Genomic DNA, 15,549 nt, shown 5'->3' with positions numbered 1-15,549 from the left:
GTGAAGGTGCCGCGCGTCAGCCGGCCTCGCGCTCCGGGCCCACGTCCTCGAAGTCCTCCTCGACGGGTGTGGCCTCCTGGAAGGCGCTGGGCAGCAGACTGAAGGGCAGCACCTTCGCCAGCGCCGCGAGCAGCAGGATGCCGCCGGGCGCCGCGAAGATGGCCAGCGCGGGAATCGCCTTGGCCACGTCGATGAGCTGCGCGCGCATGCGCCGACGCTCGTCGCCCGTGAGCGCCTGACGCCGGGCGGCCTTCGTCAGCAGCACCGCCAGGTCGCCTGTCTCGCGGACCTCCTGCATCAGCCGGTAGAAGTTCCTCTCCAGCGTCTCCTGGATGCCGGCCACCAGGTCGTCGCCCATGGCGCCCGCGGCGTCCGACACGGTGAAGACGTCCACGATGGCGCGGTGGCGGGCATAGAACTCCGCCATCTCCAGCTCCAGCCGGTGCAGCTCCGCATCCGGGACGTGGAGCGCCTCCGCCAGCTCGCGGATGAAGACGCGCTCGCGCCGCGTCTTGCGGCCGTCCACCAGCGCCGCCAGCAACGTCTGCTCCAGCAGGAAGTGGCGCACGTCCACGCTGCGCACCTGGCGCACCACGTCCCGCACCGGGCGGCGCCGCGCGAAGGACTGCTTCACCGCGGCCTTGAGCTCGGACGTCATCGCCGCCGGCAGCCGCAGGGACTCCACCTGCCGCAGGATGGCGCGGCGCGCGGGCAGCCCCGGCACCCGGTCCACACACGCCAGCCCCGTCAGCACGTCCACCAGCAGCGCCTTCTGCCGCGCCGCGAAATCCATCCGCCGCCGCGCCCGCTCGCGGTGCAGCGTGCCGCGAGAGAAGTAGTCAATGGCCTGCCGACAGAACAACTGCGCGTCCGCGTACTGCGCGCCATTGTGCAGCACCAGCCCGTACACCGGGTCCCCCGCCAGCACGGGCGAGCGCGTCCCCAGCGACGCCTCCACCTTCGCCGCCAGCCGCCGGGACACCGGACGCCCCGAGGCAATCACCGCGTCCACAGTCTCCGCCAGCTCCAGCTCTCCGGTGAGCACCGCGAACAGGACCAGGAGCTGCTCGGTGCGGACGGCCGTCGGGGCCCCCACGAGCCGGCCCAGCTCCAGCGCCATCAGCGCCAGGGTCCGCACCACCGCGTGGAAGAGCTGGTCCTCCAGCACACGCGTCTGGAGCTCGGTGGGCTGCGCCACGTCCGCAGCGGCGGGCGCGTCCGCGGGCGTGCCGTATAGCAGGCCACTGGCGCGCAGCGTCCGGCGCAGGTACGCGCGGGCGCGGGCACGTCCGGAGCCCAGCGGCGGCGCGGACGGAGCCAGCGCGCCCGCTTCGAAGGCGACCGTCTCCGTCAAGAGTGGCAGGAGCCACCCCGCCTTGGTGAAGTCCAACACCGGAACACCCCTGGGCCGCTGGAAGAAACCCTCGCGCCGCGAAAGGAGCGGGATGTAACCCAGGGGCCTCCCGGTTGCCACTCGGCCACGGGACAGGGTCAAGGCCCGGAAGTCAGCGGGGATAGAACCGCCACTTCTACCGGGCCCAACCATCTGCTCCCGATGCCCTACAGCGCGGTCGTGGCGCCGGGCTCCGGGGCCACCACCTTGGCCGTGCCGCGCAGCTTCTTCAGCTCGCCGGTCAGCGCGTCCGGGGTGCCCTGGAGCAGGGGGAAGGTGCCGTAGTGCATGGGAATCACGCTCTTGACCTTCAAGAGCCGCACCGCCTGGGCCGCCTCCGCGGGGCCCATGGTGAAGTGGCCGCCAATGGGGAGCAGGGCCACGGTGGGCTTGAACTGGGTGGCGATGAGCGACATGCCCTCGAAGGGGCCGGTGTCACCCGCGTGGTATAGCGTGGGGCCCTTGTCGATTTTCAGCACGTAGCCCAGGGGCGCGCCCGCGTACTGCGCTGGCGACTTCGGGTCCGCCGCGTAGCTGCTGGAGTGGACCGCTTCCACCAGGTGGAGCGTGACGTCCTTCACCTGGAAGGTGCCGCCCGCGTTGGCGCCCACCGCCTGGGCCTCCGGAAGCCCCAGCAGGTTGATGAGCTCGAAGGAGCCGAAAACCTTGGCGCCCGTCTTCTCGGCCAGCGCCTTGGCCTCGCCCACATGGTCGAAGTGGCCGTGGGTGAGGAGGATGGCGTCCAGCGCCTCCGGCTGCGCGGCGCCCTGTGGGGCCTTGGGGTTGGTGAGCCAGGGGTCGATGGCAATCACCGCGCCGCCCGGGCTGCGAATCACGAAGGCCGCGTGCCCCCACCACGTCACCTCCGTCTTGCCGCGGGTGGCCGCCACCGGGGCCTTCTGGGTGGCCCCGACCTTGGCGGGCGCCGGAGTGCCCTGCGCCGCCGCCGTTCCGCTGAAGGCCAGTGCCGCGCCCGCCACCACTGCCATGAGCTTCGTCCGCATATCCATCCACTCCTGTCGCGAGGTGAAGACCCGCCGCCACCTGACACCGACCGGGCGGCCATTCAAGGGCCCGCCATGGATGCCCAAGTACGCGCCGCGTCTCAAGCTCGATTCGGCTGTCGATACGACGGGGGGCGTGCGCTAACGTCGGCGGCACGTGGACCACCGATTTCAAGTCAGCCTCCGCGGGGTCATCGACCTCCTGTCTCACCACCTGTACAGCTCCCCGGGCGTCTACGTACGCGAGCTGCTCCAGAACGCGACCGACGCCATCCGCGCCCGCCAGCTCCTGGAGCCCGGCCACGCGGGCACTGTCCGGCTGGAGCTGATGGAGAAGCAGGACGGCAGCCCGCCCACCCTGCTCTTCTCCGACGACGGCGTGGGGCTGACCGAGGACGAAATCCACCGCTTCCTGGCCACCATCGGTGAGTCCTCCAAGCGCGAGGCCCTGGAGGCCCGCCGCAACGACTTCATCGGCCAGTTCGGCATCGGCCTGCTGTCCTGCTTCATGGTGTGTGACGAGCTGCTGGTGGTGACGCGCTCCGCGCGCGGCGACGGGCGCACGCTGGAGTGGCGGGGCCGGCACGACGGCACGTATGCCGTGCGGCCCTCCGAGCACCCGCTCGCCCAGCCCGGCACCCAGGTGTTCCTGGTGGCCCGCCCGGACATGGTGCAGTGGTTCACCGCCCAGCGGCTGCGAAACCTCGCCAGCCACTACGGCGGCCTGCTGCCCTTCCCTGTCCACCTCACCACGGACCAGGGCACCGAGCGGCTGGACACCTCCGGCGTCCCCTGGCGCCGCGAATACGACAGCGCGTCGGAGCGGCGCAAGGCGCTGCTCGCCTACGGGCGCGAGCTGTTCGACACGGACTTCGTCGACTGCATCCCGCTGCGCTCCACCGCCGGAGACGTGGACGGGGTGGCCTACGTGCTGCCCGCGTCGCCGCACTTCAACTCGCGGCAGAAGCACCGCGTGTACCTCAAGCACATGCTGCTGTCGGAGAGCGCGGAGAACCTGCTGCCGGACTGGGCCTTCTTCGTGAAGTGCGTGGTGAACGCCAACGCGCTGCGGCCCACCGCCAGCCGGGAGTCCTTCTACGAGGACGAAGCGCTCGCCGCGGCGCGCGAGTCCCTGGGGCAGTCCCTGCGCGGCTACCTGATGGAGCTGGCGCGCGAGGACCCGCGCGCGCTCCAGCGGCTGATTGCCCTGCACGGGCTGAGCGTGAAGGCGCTGGCGCTGGATGACGACGACTTCTACCGCCTCATCATCCACTGGCTCCCCTTCGAGACGTCGATGGGGATGATGACGCTGGCGGACTACCGGCGCGCGCACCCGGTGGTGCGCTACACGTCCACGCTGGACGGCTTCCGGCAGATTGCCCAGGTGGCCAGCGCCCAGGGCCTGTGCATCATCAACGCGGCGTACACGCACGACACGTCGCTGCTGGAGAAGCTGCCGCACGCGGTGCCGGACGTGCAGGTGGAGCCCTTCTCCTCCGCGGACCTGCCGCAGAGCTTCGAGGAGCTCACCCTGGACGAGCGCGAGGCCACCTTCCCGCTGCTGCGCATGGCGGAGGGCGTGCTGGCGCCGTTCCGCTGCGGCGCGGTGGTGAAGAAGTTCTACCCGGCGGAGGTGCCCACGCTCTACAGCGCGGACGCGGAGGGCGCGTTCCGGCGCGACGCCGAGCGGGCCCGCGAGGAGTCGGATGACCTGTACGCCGGCGTGCTGGACAGCGTCATGGCGGCCTCGGGCAGCGAGCCGGCGCAGCTGTGCTTCAACCTCCACAACCCGGTGGTGCGGCGGCTGGCGGCGGTGGCGGACCGGGACATGCTGAAGCTGTCGGTGGAGATGCTCTACGTGCAAGCCCTGCTCCTGGGACACCATCCCTTGAACGCCCAGGAGATGGTGCTGCTGAACCAGGGCCTGCTGGGCCTCATCTCCGCGCACCTGGGCGGGGATGGCGGACGCGGCGGCGAAGAAGGCAGCGGCGGCGCGGGTCCCCGGGGGCTGCACTGATGAGCGGTGACTGGCGCGAGCAGGCGGAGTCGCTCTTCGAACAGGCGGGCGGCCTGGCGGAAGGCGAAGGCAAGGTGCGGCTCCTGGAAGAGGCGGTGCGCCTGGCGGACACGCACAAGGACGTGGGCCTGGGCTACCGGATGCGGGACGCCCTCATCGACGCGGCAACGTTCGGCGGCTTCCCGGACAAGGCGCTGGTGGCCTTCGCGTGGTGCCGGGGCCAGCAGAAGAAGGACCCGAAGCGCTTCGACCCGGAGGAGATGTTCTGGAAGCAGAAGTGGGTGGTGGCGCGCATCAAGGAGTTCCCGCACATCACCCGCAAGCAGATTGTGGACGCGCTGGACGACGTGGAGCAGTGCTTCAAGGCCACCGACTCCGGGGTGCGCGCGGTGCTGAAGATGCGCTACCAGGCCGCGCGGGAGATGGGGGACGCCGCCGAGGAAGTGGAGCGGCTGTGGAACGCGTGGCTGGAGGCGCGCCGCGACCACCTGACCGACTGCCGCGTGTGCGAGCTGGACGACGAGCTGGACCACCACGTCGACAAGGGCGAATGGCAGCAGGCGCTGCGCAAGGCCAGGCCCATCCTGGACGGCCGCAAGTCCTGCGCGGAGATTCCCCACCTGACGCTGGGCACGGTGCTCTACCCGCTGTTCAAGCTGGGCGAGCTGGAGCAGGCGCGCGAAGTCCACCGCCGCGGCTATGCCCTGGTGACGAAGAACCGCGAGTTCCTCTCCACCGTGGGCGAGCACATGGAGTTCCTCGCCCTGACGGACAACCTGGCGCGCGGGCTGACGCTGCTGGAGAAGCACCTGGGCTGGGCGCTGGACCACCCGAGCTACCGGGACCGCTTCACCTTCTACACCGCCGCCGCCTTCCTGCTGGAGCGGGTGCTGGCCGCCGGAGACAGGGACGTGGTGAGCCTGCGGCTGCCCAAGACGTTCCCCAACCACCAGGCGGATGGCGGCTACGACGTCCGGGCCCTGCACGCCTGGGCGTTGGAGCAGGCCCGGGACATCGCGAAGCGCTTCGACACGCGCAACGGGACGGACCGGTTCGCCAGGCTCCTGGCGCGCAACCAGGTGCTGGCGGGGGAGGTCCGTCCCTTCCCCATCGACGCGAAGCCGTGAGGCGACGCCCCGTCAGCGCTTGAGCTTGCTGAACGGGTTGTTGAACGGCTCCGGGCCCTTCTTCTCACCGGGCCCCGAGGGCGGCTTCGGCCCCGGGCCGGAGGCGGGCCGCGCGCCCTGACGAGGCCCGCCGCCGCCGCGCTCCGTCATGCGGCCCTGCCCCGTGGCCCCGCCCACGGAGGGACGGCCCGACGGCTGCGGCGCCCCACCCTCCTGCACCGCGCGCACGGAGAGCGCCAGCCGCTTGCGCGCCAGGTCCACGGTGAGCACGCGCACCGTCAGCCGGTCGCCCACCTTCACCACTTCGGACGGGTCCTTCACGAAGCGCGTGGAGATTTGGGACACGTGGACCAGGCCGTCCTGGTGCACGCCCACGTCCACGAAGGCGCCGAACGCGGTGACGTTCGTCACCACGCCCTGGAGCACCATGCCCTCCTTCACGTCCTCCAGCGAGCGCAAGTCCTCGCGGTGCTGGGGCGCGGTGAAGTCGCCGCGCGGGTCGCGGCTGGGCTTCTCCAGCTCCGCCAGGATGTCCTTGAGCGTCAGCTCACCCAGGTCCGGGCCCAGGTAGCGCTTCGGGTCAATCTTGCGCACCAGCTCGGCGTTGCCCACCAGCGCGCTCACGGCCACGCCCAAATCCTTCGCCATGCGCTCCACCACGCCGTAGCGCTCCGGGTGGACGGCGCTGGCGTCCAGCGGCTCCGTCCCGCGCACACGCAGGAAGCCCGCCGCCTGTTCGAATGTCTTCGGCCCCAGGCCGCTCACCTTCAGCAGCTCGCGCCGCGTGGAGAAGCGGCCCTTCGACGCGCGGTGCGCCACCAGCTTCTTCGCCAGGGACGGCCCCACGCCGGACACGTGCTCCAACAACTGCGGAGACGCGGTGTTGACGTCCACGCCCACCGCGTTGACGCACGAGTCCACCACCTCGCCCAGCTTCTTCTTGAGCAGGCCCTGGTCCACGTCGTGCTGGTACTGCCCCACGCCGATGCTCTTGGGGTCAATCTTCACCAGCTCCGCCAGCGGGTCCTGGAGGCGGCGGCCAATGGACACCGCGCCGCGCAGGCTGACGTCCAGGTCCGGGAACTCGTCCCGGGCCACCTCGGAGGCGGAGTAGATGGACGCGCCCTGCTCGCTCACCGACACCACGGGGACCTGCGAGCCCATCGCCTTCAGCGTGTCGCGCACGAAGTCCTCCGCCTCGCGGCTGCCCGTGCCGTTGCCCACGGCGACCAGCTCCGGCTTGTGCTTCTGCACCACCGCGGCCAGCAGCTTCGCCGCGCGGGCGCGCTCGTCCGCGCCGCGCTCCGAGTAGAGCGTCACCGTCTCCACCACCTTGCCGGTGACGTCCATCATCGCCAGCTTGGTGCCCGTGCGCAGGCCCGGGTCCAGGGCCAGCACCGCGCGGGCGCCCGCGGGCGGCGTGAGCAGCAGGTGGCGCAGGTTCTCCCCGAAGACGCCAATGGCCTGCCGGTCCGCGCGCTCTTTCAGCTCCGCGCGCAGCTCCGCCTCCAGCGACGGCCCCAGCAGCCGGTCCCAACTGTCCTCCACGGCGGCGCGCAGCTCCTGGGAGAAGAGGGCCTGCGGCTTCGTCACCACGCGCCCGGCCAGCAGGCCCTTCACCTCGTCGTCGGGCAGGGAAAGCTTCACCTTCAGCACGCCCTCTTCCTCGCCGCGCAGCAGCGCCAGCACGCGGTGCGAGGGGGCCTGCGACAGGGGCTCCTCGTGGCCGTAGTAGTTCTCGAACTTGGTCGGCTCGCCCTTCTTCGCGGGCACCACGTTCGAGCACAGCGTGCCCCGGCGCGCGCTCACCTCGCGGGCCTCGCGGCGCAGGCCGGCGTCCTCGGCCACGCGCTCGGCGCAGATGTCTCGCGCGCCCGCGAGCGCCGCGGCCTGGTCCGGCACGTCCTTCTCCGGGTTGATGTAGGGGCGCACGCGCGCGGCCACGTCCTCGCCCCGGCGGCCGTCCTGCTTCCACACCAGGTCCGCCAGCGGCTCCAGCCCGCGCTCCCGGGCAATGGCGGCGCGCGTGCGGCGCTTGGGCTTGTAGGGGAGGTAGAGGTCCTCCAGCTCCGTGCGCGCCTTGGCCGCCTTGAGCGCCTTCGCCAGCTCCGGCGTCAGCTTCCCCTGCTCTTCAATCGAGCGGAGGATGGTGTCGCGCCGGGAGTCCAGCTCGGCGCGCTCGGTGGCCCGGTCGAAGAGGGTTTGAATCTGGACCTCGTCCAGACCGCCCGTGACTTCCTTGCGGTAGCGCGCGATGAAGGGAACGGTGGCTCCGTCCTCTTGCAGCGCGAGGGTCCGGTCCACCTGCTCGGGCCTGAGGCCCAGCTCCTGGGAAAGCTCAGCGGCGTAGGGATGCATGGCGCCGCTTCTATAACCCGGGCCCCTCACTGCTCCCAGAGACCGGCCGTCCGAAGCGCTCAGCCAACAACGAACGCGGCGCGCCGGGCGTCCCACTCCGGGCGCAGCAGGCCCCAGATTTGCTGGTCCCTGCGTTGCCCCTGGAACAGGCAGTGCCCGCGCAGGGTGCCTTCCATCGTGAAGCCCAGCTTGCGCGCCACGCCCTGTGAGCCCGCGTTCTCCGCCAGCGTCGTCAGCCACACCCGCTGGAGAGAGGGCAACGTGAAGAGCTGCTCCAGCATCAGCCCCACCGCCCGGGTGCCCAGACCCCGGCCCTGGTGCGCGTCCGCCATCATGTAGCCCAGCTCGATGCGGCCATGCACGCGCGACAAGTCCCGCGCGGACACCGTCCCCACGAGCTGCCCGTCCGCCTCCACGAACCACCGGAAGCTGCGCGCGCGGGGCTCACCCACCGCGCCCGCTTCCAGGATGCGCCGCAGGAGCAGCTCCCGCGTGTCGTCCTCCGTGTCCACGAAGCGCCGCGCGCCGGGAGCCGCCCGCATGGCCAGCCAGAAGTCCACATGCTCCGGCCGGGCGGGAATGAGCTGGACATCGGAAGCGGGAGCACCGGGCGCCATGCCGCGCTTCTAACGCGCCCCACGCCGCGGCGCAGCCCTCAAGGAGGTCCGCGCGAGCCCGGGGCCGGGAACGCCTGCGTCGTGCGCCTTCAGATGCTCATGAAGGGCACGGGCCAGTGCTTGATTTGATAGGGCAAGGCCACCACCCAATCCCCCAGGCGGAGCACCAGGTCCTCCTCCATCAGCACGTCGAGCGCCTCCCGGTCCGTCTCATCCGCGCCAAAGGTGTCCAGGTGCTGCGGCACCGTGAGCCGGGTGAAGACGTCGCGCAGCGGACCCTCCTCCAGCGTGAAGCGTGAGAAGTCCCCGCCCGCGCGCGCGTCCTTGATGAGGACGAAGTCGGGCCCCGCCCGCCAGTAGCAGCGGCCGTAGGCGTACAGCTCCTTCCAGGCACGCAGCGCGTCCTCTCCGTCGGACACGGGCGGCTCCAGGTGGTTGAGCGCGCGCGCCTTCACCGTCCCGGACGCCGTGCCGTTCCAGTGGACGCGCAGGCGCGCGGCGGCGCTGTCGCGCAGGAAGCGGATGAAGTGCACGCTGCGCTCGGGCTGCCGCTCGTCGAGCTGCATCTCCCAGGGCACCCGCACCTCCACCACGCCGCGCTGGAGGAGCCGGTCAATCTCCTCCGACGAAGGCCAGGCGCCCGGCGCGTCCGCGTCCAGCGTCACCGCCAGCGCCGGGCCGCCACGCCGTGTCTCCAGAAGCCGGGTGAGCTCGCTCCATTCATCTGGACGGACACGCACCCGGGCGCGGGGCGTGCCCACCCGCTCCGTGGCGGTGAGCGCCGCCAGCGACAGCTCCGGGACGTCGTCCGGCGCACCCGGCGGCGCGTCGGGCAGCCCTTCGGGGCGCACGGCAGGCAGTGAGGTCTGCTCGCCCACGAGCCGCACGCGCTGGGGCGCGGCGCGGATGGGCAGCGCGATGAAGCGGCCGTCCTCCTGGAACACCAGCCCCAGCTCGAGCCACTCCGCCAGCAACGCGCTGACCTGCTCCGGCGTGCGCTCATGGCCCTGCGGGCGCAGCGCGCCGGCCAGGCTGCCAGGCGTCTGGGGCTTGCGCAGCAGGTGGAACACCGCCACCTCGTGAGGCGCCTCCAGCACGAGGTCCGCGGGCGAGCGGCCCACGCGGCGCTCCCGGATGAAGATGCGCCCGCCCTCCTCGCGGAAGCTGAGCTCGCTCTGCCGGTAGTTATCCCGCCACTCCGAGCAGGCCTTGCTCAGCGTCCGCGCCGTCGCGTTCTTGATGCCCCGCGGCGGCGAGTTGAAGAGGTAGGCCAGGTCCATCAGCTCTTCGCGCGGCAGCTCATACACGAGCGGATAGAAGGTCGCGGGGTCCCGCTCCGCGAAGCCGAGCTTGGGGTTCTCGAAGTTGGGACTGAAGCGCTCCAGGAGGATGCGGTTGGCGCCGCTGGGCGGCTGCAGGTGCACCAGCGACGGCATCTGCCCGGAGATGACGTCGTAGTCGGCGTCCTGCTCTCCCGGGAAGCCGAAGAGGTAGTTCCAGGTGACGGTGAGGCCCTGCTCCTCGCAGTCGCGCAGCGTCTGGATGTTGTGGCAACCGTTGACGCCCTTGTCCATTAGCTTGAGGACGTGGCTGCTCAGGTTCTCGATGCCGGGCTGCACGCTCACCACGCCCGCGCTCTTGAGCGTCTGCACCTGCTCCTGGGTGAGGTTGGATTTCACCTCGTACTGGAGGCGCAGGTTCAGCCCCGACGCGGCGATGTGCGGGAGCAGCGCCTTGAAGTACTTCATGTCGATGATGTTATCGACCATGTAGATGTCCAGGACCTGGTAGCGCGCGACCGTGCGGCGCACCTCCTCCCAGAGCTGCTCGGGCGGCTTGCTGCGAAACGCCATCGACGAGCCATTGAGGCCGCAGAAGGTGCAGTGGTGCTTCTCTCCCCACCAGCAGCCGCGCGCGCCTTCCATCACCAGCTTGGGCTCGATGAGGCTGCGCAGCGGAGACGCGCTGAGCGTCTCGAAGTAGGCGTCGTAGTTGGGCGCGGGAATCAGCGCGGTCGGGTACGACTCCTTCCGCCCCGGATTGGCGACGTGCTGCCCGTCCTTGCGCCAGCACAGGCCCTGGATGCCGTCCAGCGGCTCGCCAGCGTCCACCGCGTCCAGCAGCTCCACGAAGGCGGCCTCGCCCTCGCCGCGCACCACGAAGTCCAGGCACGGGAAGTTCCGGTGCAGCGCCAGGCCCTGGGGCCCGTCGCAGTTGGCGCCGCCCATGGCCGTCAGCACCTCCGGCGCGCGCCGCTTGAGCGCCTGCGCCAGGGACAGCGCGGGCACGTTCTGCATGAAGGTGCTGGTGAAGCCCACCAGGTCCGGCTTCAGCGCGAGCAGCTCGTCCGCCAGTGTTTCAATGAAGTCCGGCGTCCAGCCCTGCACCTGGAACAGCGCTTCCTTGTTCCAATCCGAGCCCGGCAGGACGGCGACGTAGTCCTCCTGCTTCCACGCGGTGGTGCCGTGCAGCGCCGGGGCGAAGAGCCAGTCCCCCATCCCGCTCCAGATGCCACGCTCGGAGATGTTCAGGTAGCTCCGGATGCTGATCTGCCCCTGGGAGCGGGCGTGGAGATAATCCACCCACTTCAGGTTCGCGTAGATGTCGATGACTTCATGCGGACTGCGGCAACGTTTCACGCACTCATGAAGGATGCCCACCGCCAGCGACGGTGTATCCAGCGAATGCCAGGGCATGGCCACGAGGAGGATGCGCATGATGAACGTCCCTGAAACCCGTCCGATGTCTCGGGTGTATCAAGCCCGAGCCACAGCCGATGAGGTGATGTGGACCGGGGAAGAAGGCCGGCAGCCCGGAGGCTGACGGCCCCTGACATGAGAGAGCCAGACGGCTTCTCTGTCGACGTCAGTGCGCGTCGCTGGGAACGAAGACGACGGTGACGGTGACGGTGGTGATGGTGGGGGTCGTACCGCCGACCGCGCCATCGAGCTGCTCCACCTGCGCCGAGTCCAGCGGACGCAGCGTCTCCTTCTTCAGGGACAGCTTCTTCGCGGCTTGTGCACTCATTCTGGGTTCTCCTCTTCCTGGGGTTGAGCGACCACCGCACCGCGGACAGCCAGCGCGGCCCAAGCAGGATAATCCAGCAAAACTTTTCCGTTCAAGCAGTAGGCGTGTTTTCACGGGGAACCGGGTATCTACGGACCCAGCCTGTTCAAACAGCCACCGCGAGGCACAGCAGCCATGAGACTGCCGTGCCCGGACCTGAATGGCCTTTCGGCCTTCCCTGTCACTCCTCGCGGGAGGCGAGGGTCCGGCCGATGGTGTAACCAATCGTGATGGGAACGATGGTGATGGGCGTCGTACCGCCGACCGCGCCCTCCAACTGCTCCATCTGCGCCGTATCAACCTGGCGCAGCGTCTCCTTCTTCAGGGACAGCTTCTTCGAGGCAGGTGCGCTCATTCTGGGTTCTCCTGGGGTTGGGTGCTGGTTCATCGTGGTGACGCCTCTGGCAATGAGCAGGGAATACAACTCACTGCCGGAGCGGGAGACCCTAGCCCAGACACTTTCGAAATCACAAGGAGGCCACGACATGTTTCATGTCTTGAGTTGGCCCCTCTGATGACTGTCACGCCATCCATCGATGGGTGCCTCTGCATCGTTGCTGTATGCTGGCGCCCAGCGGATTCCCACTCCGAGCCACGACGCCAGCCCCATGCTCCCTCGACCTTCAGCCTCGTCCGACGCTCGTGAGACTCCAGCGGGGCGGACGCGCCCCGGGCGCACGTCCCCCTTCGTCGCCGCGGACTTCTTCGTCCTGCGCACCCCGCTGCTGCCCTTCGACGCCCTGACGTCCTGGAGCGAAAACCTGGAGGCCCCCGGCGCCGCGCCCGACGCGCTGGAAGGCGCGCTCCAACGAGACAGGCAACGGTTGAGAGACAGGCTGCGCCAGTGGGTCGTGGAGCCGCTCATCCGCGAGGCCCTCTTCATCGCCTCGCCCGCGCTCGTGGAGAGCCTGCACTACTGGCAGGAGAAGCCCGACTCCGAGGAGGGCCTGAAAGTGGAGCGGACGCTCGTGCGGTACTTCGCGCGCATGTCCGGGCGCAGCACGCCGTTCGGCCTGTTCGCGGGCCTCGCCGTGGGCCGTCCAGGCGCGGTGACGCGGCTGCACCTGGCGCCTCGCGAGGAACTGCGCCGCCACACCCGGCTGGACATGGACTACGTCTGCGCGCTCGTGGAGAAGGTGCAGCAGGAGCCTGGCGTCCGGAGCGCGCTCGAGTACGTCCCCAACTCCAGCCTGTACCTGGCCGCGGGCCGCCTCCGTTACATGGAGATGCGGCACACCGGCAGGGAGCGCTCCTATCACCTGGTGGCCGTGGAGCCCTCGTCCTACCTGGAGGCCACGCTGGCGCGCGCCCGGGGCGGCGCGTCCGTGGAGGCCCTGGCCCTGGCCCTCACCCGGGACGACCCCGACGTCAGCCTGGAGGACGCCCGCGCCTTCATCCTGGAGCTCATCGAGGCCCAGGTCCTGGTCTCCACCTGGGCCCCCACCCTCACCGGCCCCGAGCCCGTTCCCTACCTGCTGGCGCGGTCGGAGGCGCTGCCCGCGCTCCACCCCATGCGGGCGAAGCTGGCCGCCGTCCACGAAGCGCTGGGCCGCATCGACGCCGCGCGCCCTGGCGTCCCCGAGGAGGCCTACCGCGACGTCGCCCGGATGCTCGAAGGGCTGCCGGTGCAGGCCGAGCTGCCGCGCCTCTTCCAGGTGGACATGGTCCGCCCCACGCGGGAGGCCACGCTGTCTCCAGGGGTGGTGGACGCGTGCCAGCGCGCCTTCGACACGCTCCACCGCCTGGCCGTGGCCACCGCCGCGGACTCGCCGATTGCCCGCTTCCAGCAGCGCTTCGTGGCCCGGTACGAGGACCGCGCCGTCCCGCTGCTGGAGGCGCTGGACGAGGACACCGGCATCGGCTTCGCGGCGGATGGCGGCACCGGCAGCGGCACCGGCGCGCTGCTCCAGGGCTTCGCCTTCCCGCTGGGCGAGGGCGACCGGCGCTACCCCGACGGCGCGAAGTGGAAGCACCTGCTGACGAGGCTGGAGTCCTGCTGGCGCGAGCAGGCCCAGGAGCTGGTCCTGACGGAGGACGACCTGCGCGCCATGACGGCGAAGGACGTGCTCCCGCTGCCGGAGTCCTTCTCCGTCGTCGCTACCGTGGTGGGGGCCAGCGCCGAGCACGTGGACCGCGGGGACTTCCGCATCCTCCTGGAGAGCGTCACCGGCCCTTCGGGCGCGGTGATGTTGGGCCGCTTCTGCCACGCGGACGCCGCGCTGGAGGCGGCGACGCGCGCCCACCTGCGCGCGGAGGAGGCCCTGCGGCCGGACGCCGTGTTCGCGGAGGTCGTCCATCTGCCCCAGGGCCGCATGGGCAACGTCATCTGCCGCCCTGCCCTGCGCGAGCATGACCTCGTCTTCCTGGGGCAATCCGGCGTGCCCTCGGAGCAGCAAATCGAGCTGTCCGACTTGTGGCTCTCCGTGGAGCAGGGGCGGCTCGTGCTCCGCTCGCGGAAGCGGGGCCGCGAGGTCATTCCCCGGCTGACGACCGCCCACAACTACATCTCACTGGGGCTCGGGGCCTATCGCTTCCTGGGGCAGCTCCAGCAGCAGGGTGTGCAGAACCTGGCCTTCAGTTGGGGGCCGCTGACGTCCGCCCCCTTCCTGCCCCGCGTGGTGCATGGCCGCACGGTGCTCGCGCTGGCGCGCTGGAACGTGGCGACGGACCGGCTCAAGGCCTGGGGCGCGGCGCGAGGTGGCGCACGCTACGAGGCGCTCCAGCGCTTCCGGCGGGAGGCGCGCCTTCCCCGCTGGGTCTGCCTCCATGACGGCGACAACCAGCTCCCCATCGACCTGGACAACGTGCTGAGCGTGGACACCTTCGTCCAGCTCACGCGCAAGCGCCCCGCGGGCGTGACGCTGGAGGAGCTGTTCCCCACGCCGGACGCGCTCTGCGTGGCGGGCCCGGATGGCCGCTACCAGCACGAGCTGGTGCTCCCCTTCCACCGGCGCGAGCCCCTGGGACAGCCCTCCAGGCCAAGGACCGCGCCCGACGCCTCCGTGCGCCGCGCCTTCCCCCCCGGCTCCGAGTGGCTCTACGCGAAGCTCTACACCGGCACCGCCACCGCGGACCGGCTGCTCACGCTCACGCTGGCGCCCGTGCTGCGGCGGCTCGCCTCGGCGGGCGCCGTCTCCCATGCGTTCTTCCTGCGCTACGGCGACCCGGACTGGCACCTGCGCCTGCGCCTGCATGGCGCGCCGGAGCGGCTGCACTCCGAAGCGCTGCCCGCGCTGATGGCGGCCTGCGCCTGCGCCCTAAACTCCGGCGAGGGCTGGAAGCTCCAGCTCGACACCTACGCGCGCGAGGTGGAGCGCTATGGCGGCCCCGCGGGCATCGCGCTGGCGGAGCAGCTCTTCGCGGCCGACAGTGAGGCGGCGCTCGCGCTGCTGGAGGCCTACCCGGGAGACGCGGGCGCCAACCTCCGGTGGCGGCTGGTGCTGCTGGGCATGGACACGCTGCTGGACGGGCTCGGCTTGTCGCTGCCGGCGAAGCTGGAGGTCGTCACCCGCTGCCGGCGCGGCTTCGGCGCCGAGTTCCACGTCGACGCGCGCTTCGAGGACCAGCTCAGCCAGCGCTTCCGCCAGGAGCGGCGGGAGCTGGAGCAGCTGCTCGCCCTGACGCCCTCCGACGCCGGTGCCTGGAAGGCCGGGCTCGACATCCTCGCGCAGCGGAGCCAGCGGCTGCGGCCCATCGCGGAGCAGCTCCACGCGGCCGAGCGCGAGGGCCGGCTCACCCTCTCCGTGGCGGGACTGGCCCAGAGCTTCCTGCACATGCACGCCAACCGGATGCTCGCCAGCGACCACCGCGCGCAGGAGCTCATCCTCCACGACTTCCTGGCCCGGCTCTATCGCTCGCGGCTGGCGAGGGCGCGCAAGGACGGCGCATGAGGCGGACGCGCCGCGCACGGGGCCCGCACGCCGGGGTGACGGGCAGGCCGCCCTGTTGGTCGCTTCCAGGGCATTCG

Annotated in this window: 10 protein-coding genes; 3 read left to right on the top strand and 7 right to left on the bottom strand. The window is 70.9% G+C overall.

The window, feature by feature from the left end:
• Positions 1-16: 16 nt before the first annotated feature.
• Together KGD87_RS33710 and KGD87_RS33705 are read right to left on the bottom strand one after the other, a co-directional pair.
• Positions 17-1,393: an LETM1 domain-containing protein gene (locus KGD87_RS33710; protein ID WP_284665032.1), complete on the bottom strand. Its 1,377-nt coding sequence runs from the start codon at positions 1,391-1,393 to the stop codon at positions 17-19.
• A gap of 167 nt (positions 1,394-1,560) precedes the next feature.
• Positions 1,561-2,403 (bottom strand): metal-dependent hydrolase, encoded by an 843-nt coding sequence (locus KGD87_RS33705; protein ID WP_284665031.1) that lies wholly within the window; start codon positions 2,401-2,403, stop codon positions 1,561-1,563.
• 151 nt (positions 2,404-2,554) lie between these two features.
• Here KGD87_RS33705 and KGD87_RS33700 point away from each other — a divergent pair, with 151 nt between their 5' ends.
• Entirely contained in the window at positions 2,555-4,414 is a 1,860-nt protein-coding gene (locus KGD87_RS33700; RefSeq protein ID WP_284665030.1) for an HSP90 family protein, read from the top strand.
• Positions 4,414-5,541 carry a hypothetical protein gene (locus tag KGD87_RS33695; RefSeq protein WP_284665029.1) on the top strand — a complete coding sequence of 376 codons (1,128 nt, stop codon included), beginning with the start codon at positions 4,414-4,416 and terminating at the stop codon, positions 5,539-5,541. The genes KGD87_RS33700 and KGD87_RS33695 overlap by 1 nt, the downstream gene beginning before the upstream one ends.
• 12 nt (positions 5,542-5,553) lie before the next feature.
• Here KGD87_RS33695 and KGD87_RS33690 read toward each other — a convergent pair whose 3' ends face one another.
• From KGD87_RS33690 to KGD87_RS33670, 5 genes are all read right to left on the bottom strand, one after another.
• Positions 5,554-7,899, bottom strand: a complete 2,346-nt coding sequence (locus tag KGD87_RS33690; RefSeq protein ID WP_284665028.1) for a Tex family protein — start codon at positions 7,897-7,899, stop codon at positions 5,554-5,556.
• 59 nt (positions 7,900-7,958) lie between these two features.
• Entirely contained in the window at positions 7,959-8,516 is a 558-nt protein-coding gene (locus tag KGD87_RS33685) for a GNAT family N-acetyltransferase (RefSeq protein WP_284665027.1), read from the bottom strand.
• Positions 8,517-8,605: 89 nt separating this feature from the next.
• Complete coding sequence (locus tag KGD87_RS33680) at positions 8,606-11,233, bottom strand: RiPP maturation radical SAM C-methyltransferase (RefSeq protein WP_284665026.1); 2,628 nt, start codon at positions 11,231-11,233, stop codon at positions 8,606-8,608.
• A gap of 148 nt (positions 11,234-11,381) precedes the next feature.
• Entirely contained in the window at positions 11,382-11,543 is a 162-nt protein-coding gene (locus KGD87_RS33675; RefSeq protein ID WP_284665025.1) for a class I lanthipeptide, read from the bottom strand.
• Between the two features lie 220 nt (positions 11,544-11,763).
• A complete protein-coding gene (locus KGD87_RS33670) occupies positions 11,764-11,937 on the bottom strand; it encodes a class I lanthipeptide (RefSeq protein ID WP_176409286.1) in 174 nt (57 codons plus the stop codon).
• Positions 11,938-12,190: 253 nt separating this feature from the next.
• Between KGD87_RS33670 and KGD87_RS33665 the strand changes: the two genes are divergently transcribed.
• The gene (locus tag KGD87_RS33665; RefSeq protein WP_284665024.1) at positions 12,191-15,472 is read left to right on the top strand and encodes a lantibiotic dehydratase; all 3,282 of its coding nucleotides are present in this window, start codon (positions 12,191-12,193) and stop codon (positions 15,470-15,472) included.
• The last annotated feature ends 77 nt before the right edge of the window (positions 15,473-15,549 follow it).

This window comes from Myxococcus sp. SDU36 (genome assembly GCF_030168875.1).
In the GTDB taxonomy this organism is placed as follows: domain Bacteria; phylum Myxococcota; class Myxococcia; order Myxococcales; family Myxococcaceae; genus Myxococcus; species Myxococcus vastator.
This window is presented reverse-complemented; position numbering and strand designations above follow the sequence as displayed.

Excerpts from the sequence above, each read along its gene's own strand:
- KGD87_RS33665 (WP_284665024.1), top strand. The coding sequence starts at position 12,191 with ATGCTCCCTCGACCTTCAGCCTCGTCCGACGCTCGTGAGACTCCAGCG.
- KGD87_RS33695 (WP_284665029.1), top strand. The coding sequence starts at position 4,414 with ATGAGCGGTGACTGGCGCGAGCAGGCGGAGTCGCTCTTCGAACAGGCG.
- KGD87_RS33690 (WP_284665028.1), bottom strand. The coding sequence starts at position 7,899 with ATGCATCCCTACGCCGCTGAGCTTTCCCAGGAGCTGGGCCTCAGGCCC.
- KGD87_RS33705 (WP_284665031.1), bottom strand. The coding sequence starts at position 2,403 with ATGGATATGCGGACGAAGCTCATGGCAGTGGTGGCGGGCGCGGCACTG.
- KGD87_RS33685 (WP_284665027.1), bottom strand. The coding sequence starts at position 8,516 with ATGGCGCCCGGTGCTCCCGCTTCCGATGTCCAGCTCATTCCCGCCCGG.
- KGD87_RS33680 (WP_284665026.1), bottom strand. The coding sequence starts at position 11,233 with ATGCGCATCCTCCTCGTGGCCATGCCCTGGCATTCGCTGGATACACCG.
- KGD87_RS33670 (WP_176409286.1), bottom strand. The coding sequence starts at position 11,937 with ATGAGCGCACCTGCCTCGAAGAAGCTGTCCCTGAAGAAGGAGACGCTG.
- KGD87_RS33675 (WP_284665025.1), bottom strand. The coding sequence starts at position 11,543 with ATGAGTGCACAAGCCGCGAAGAAGCTGTCCCTGAAGAAGGAGACGCTG.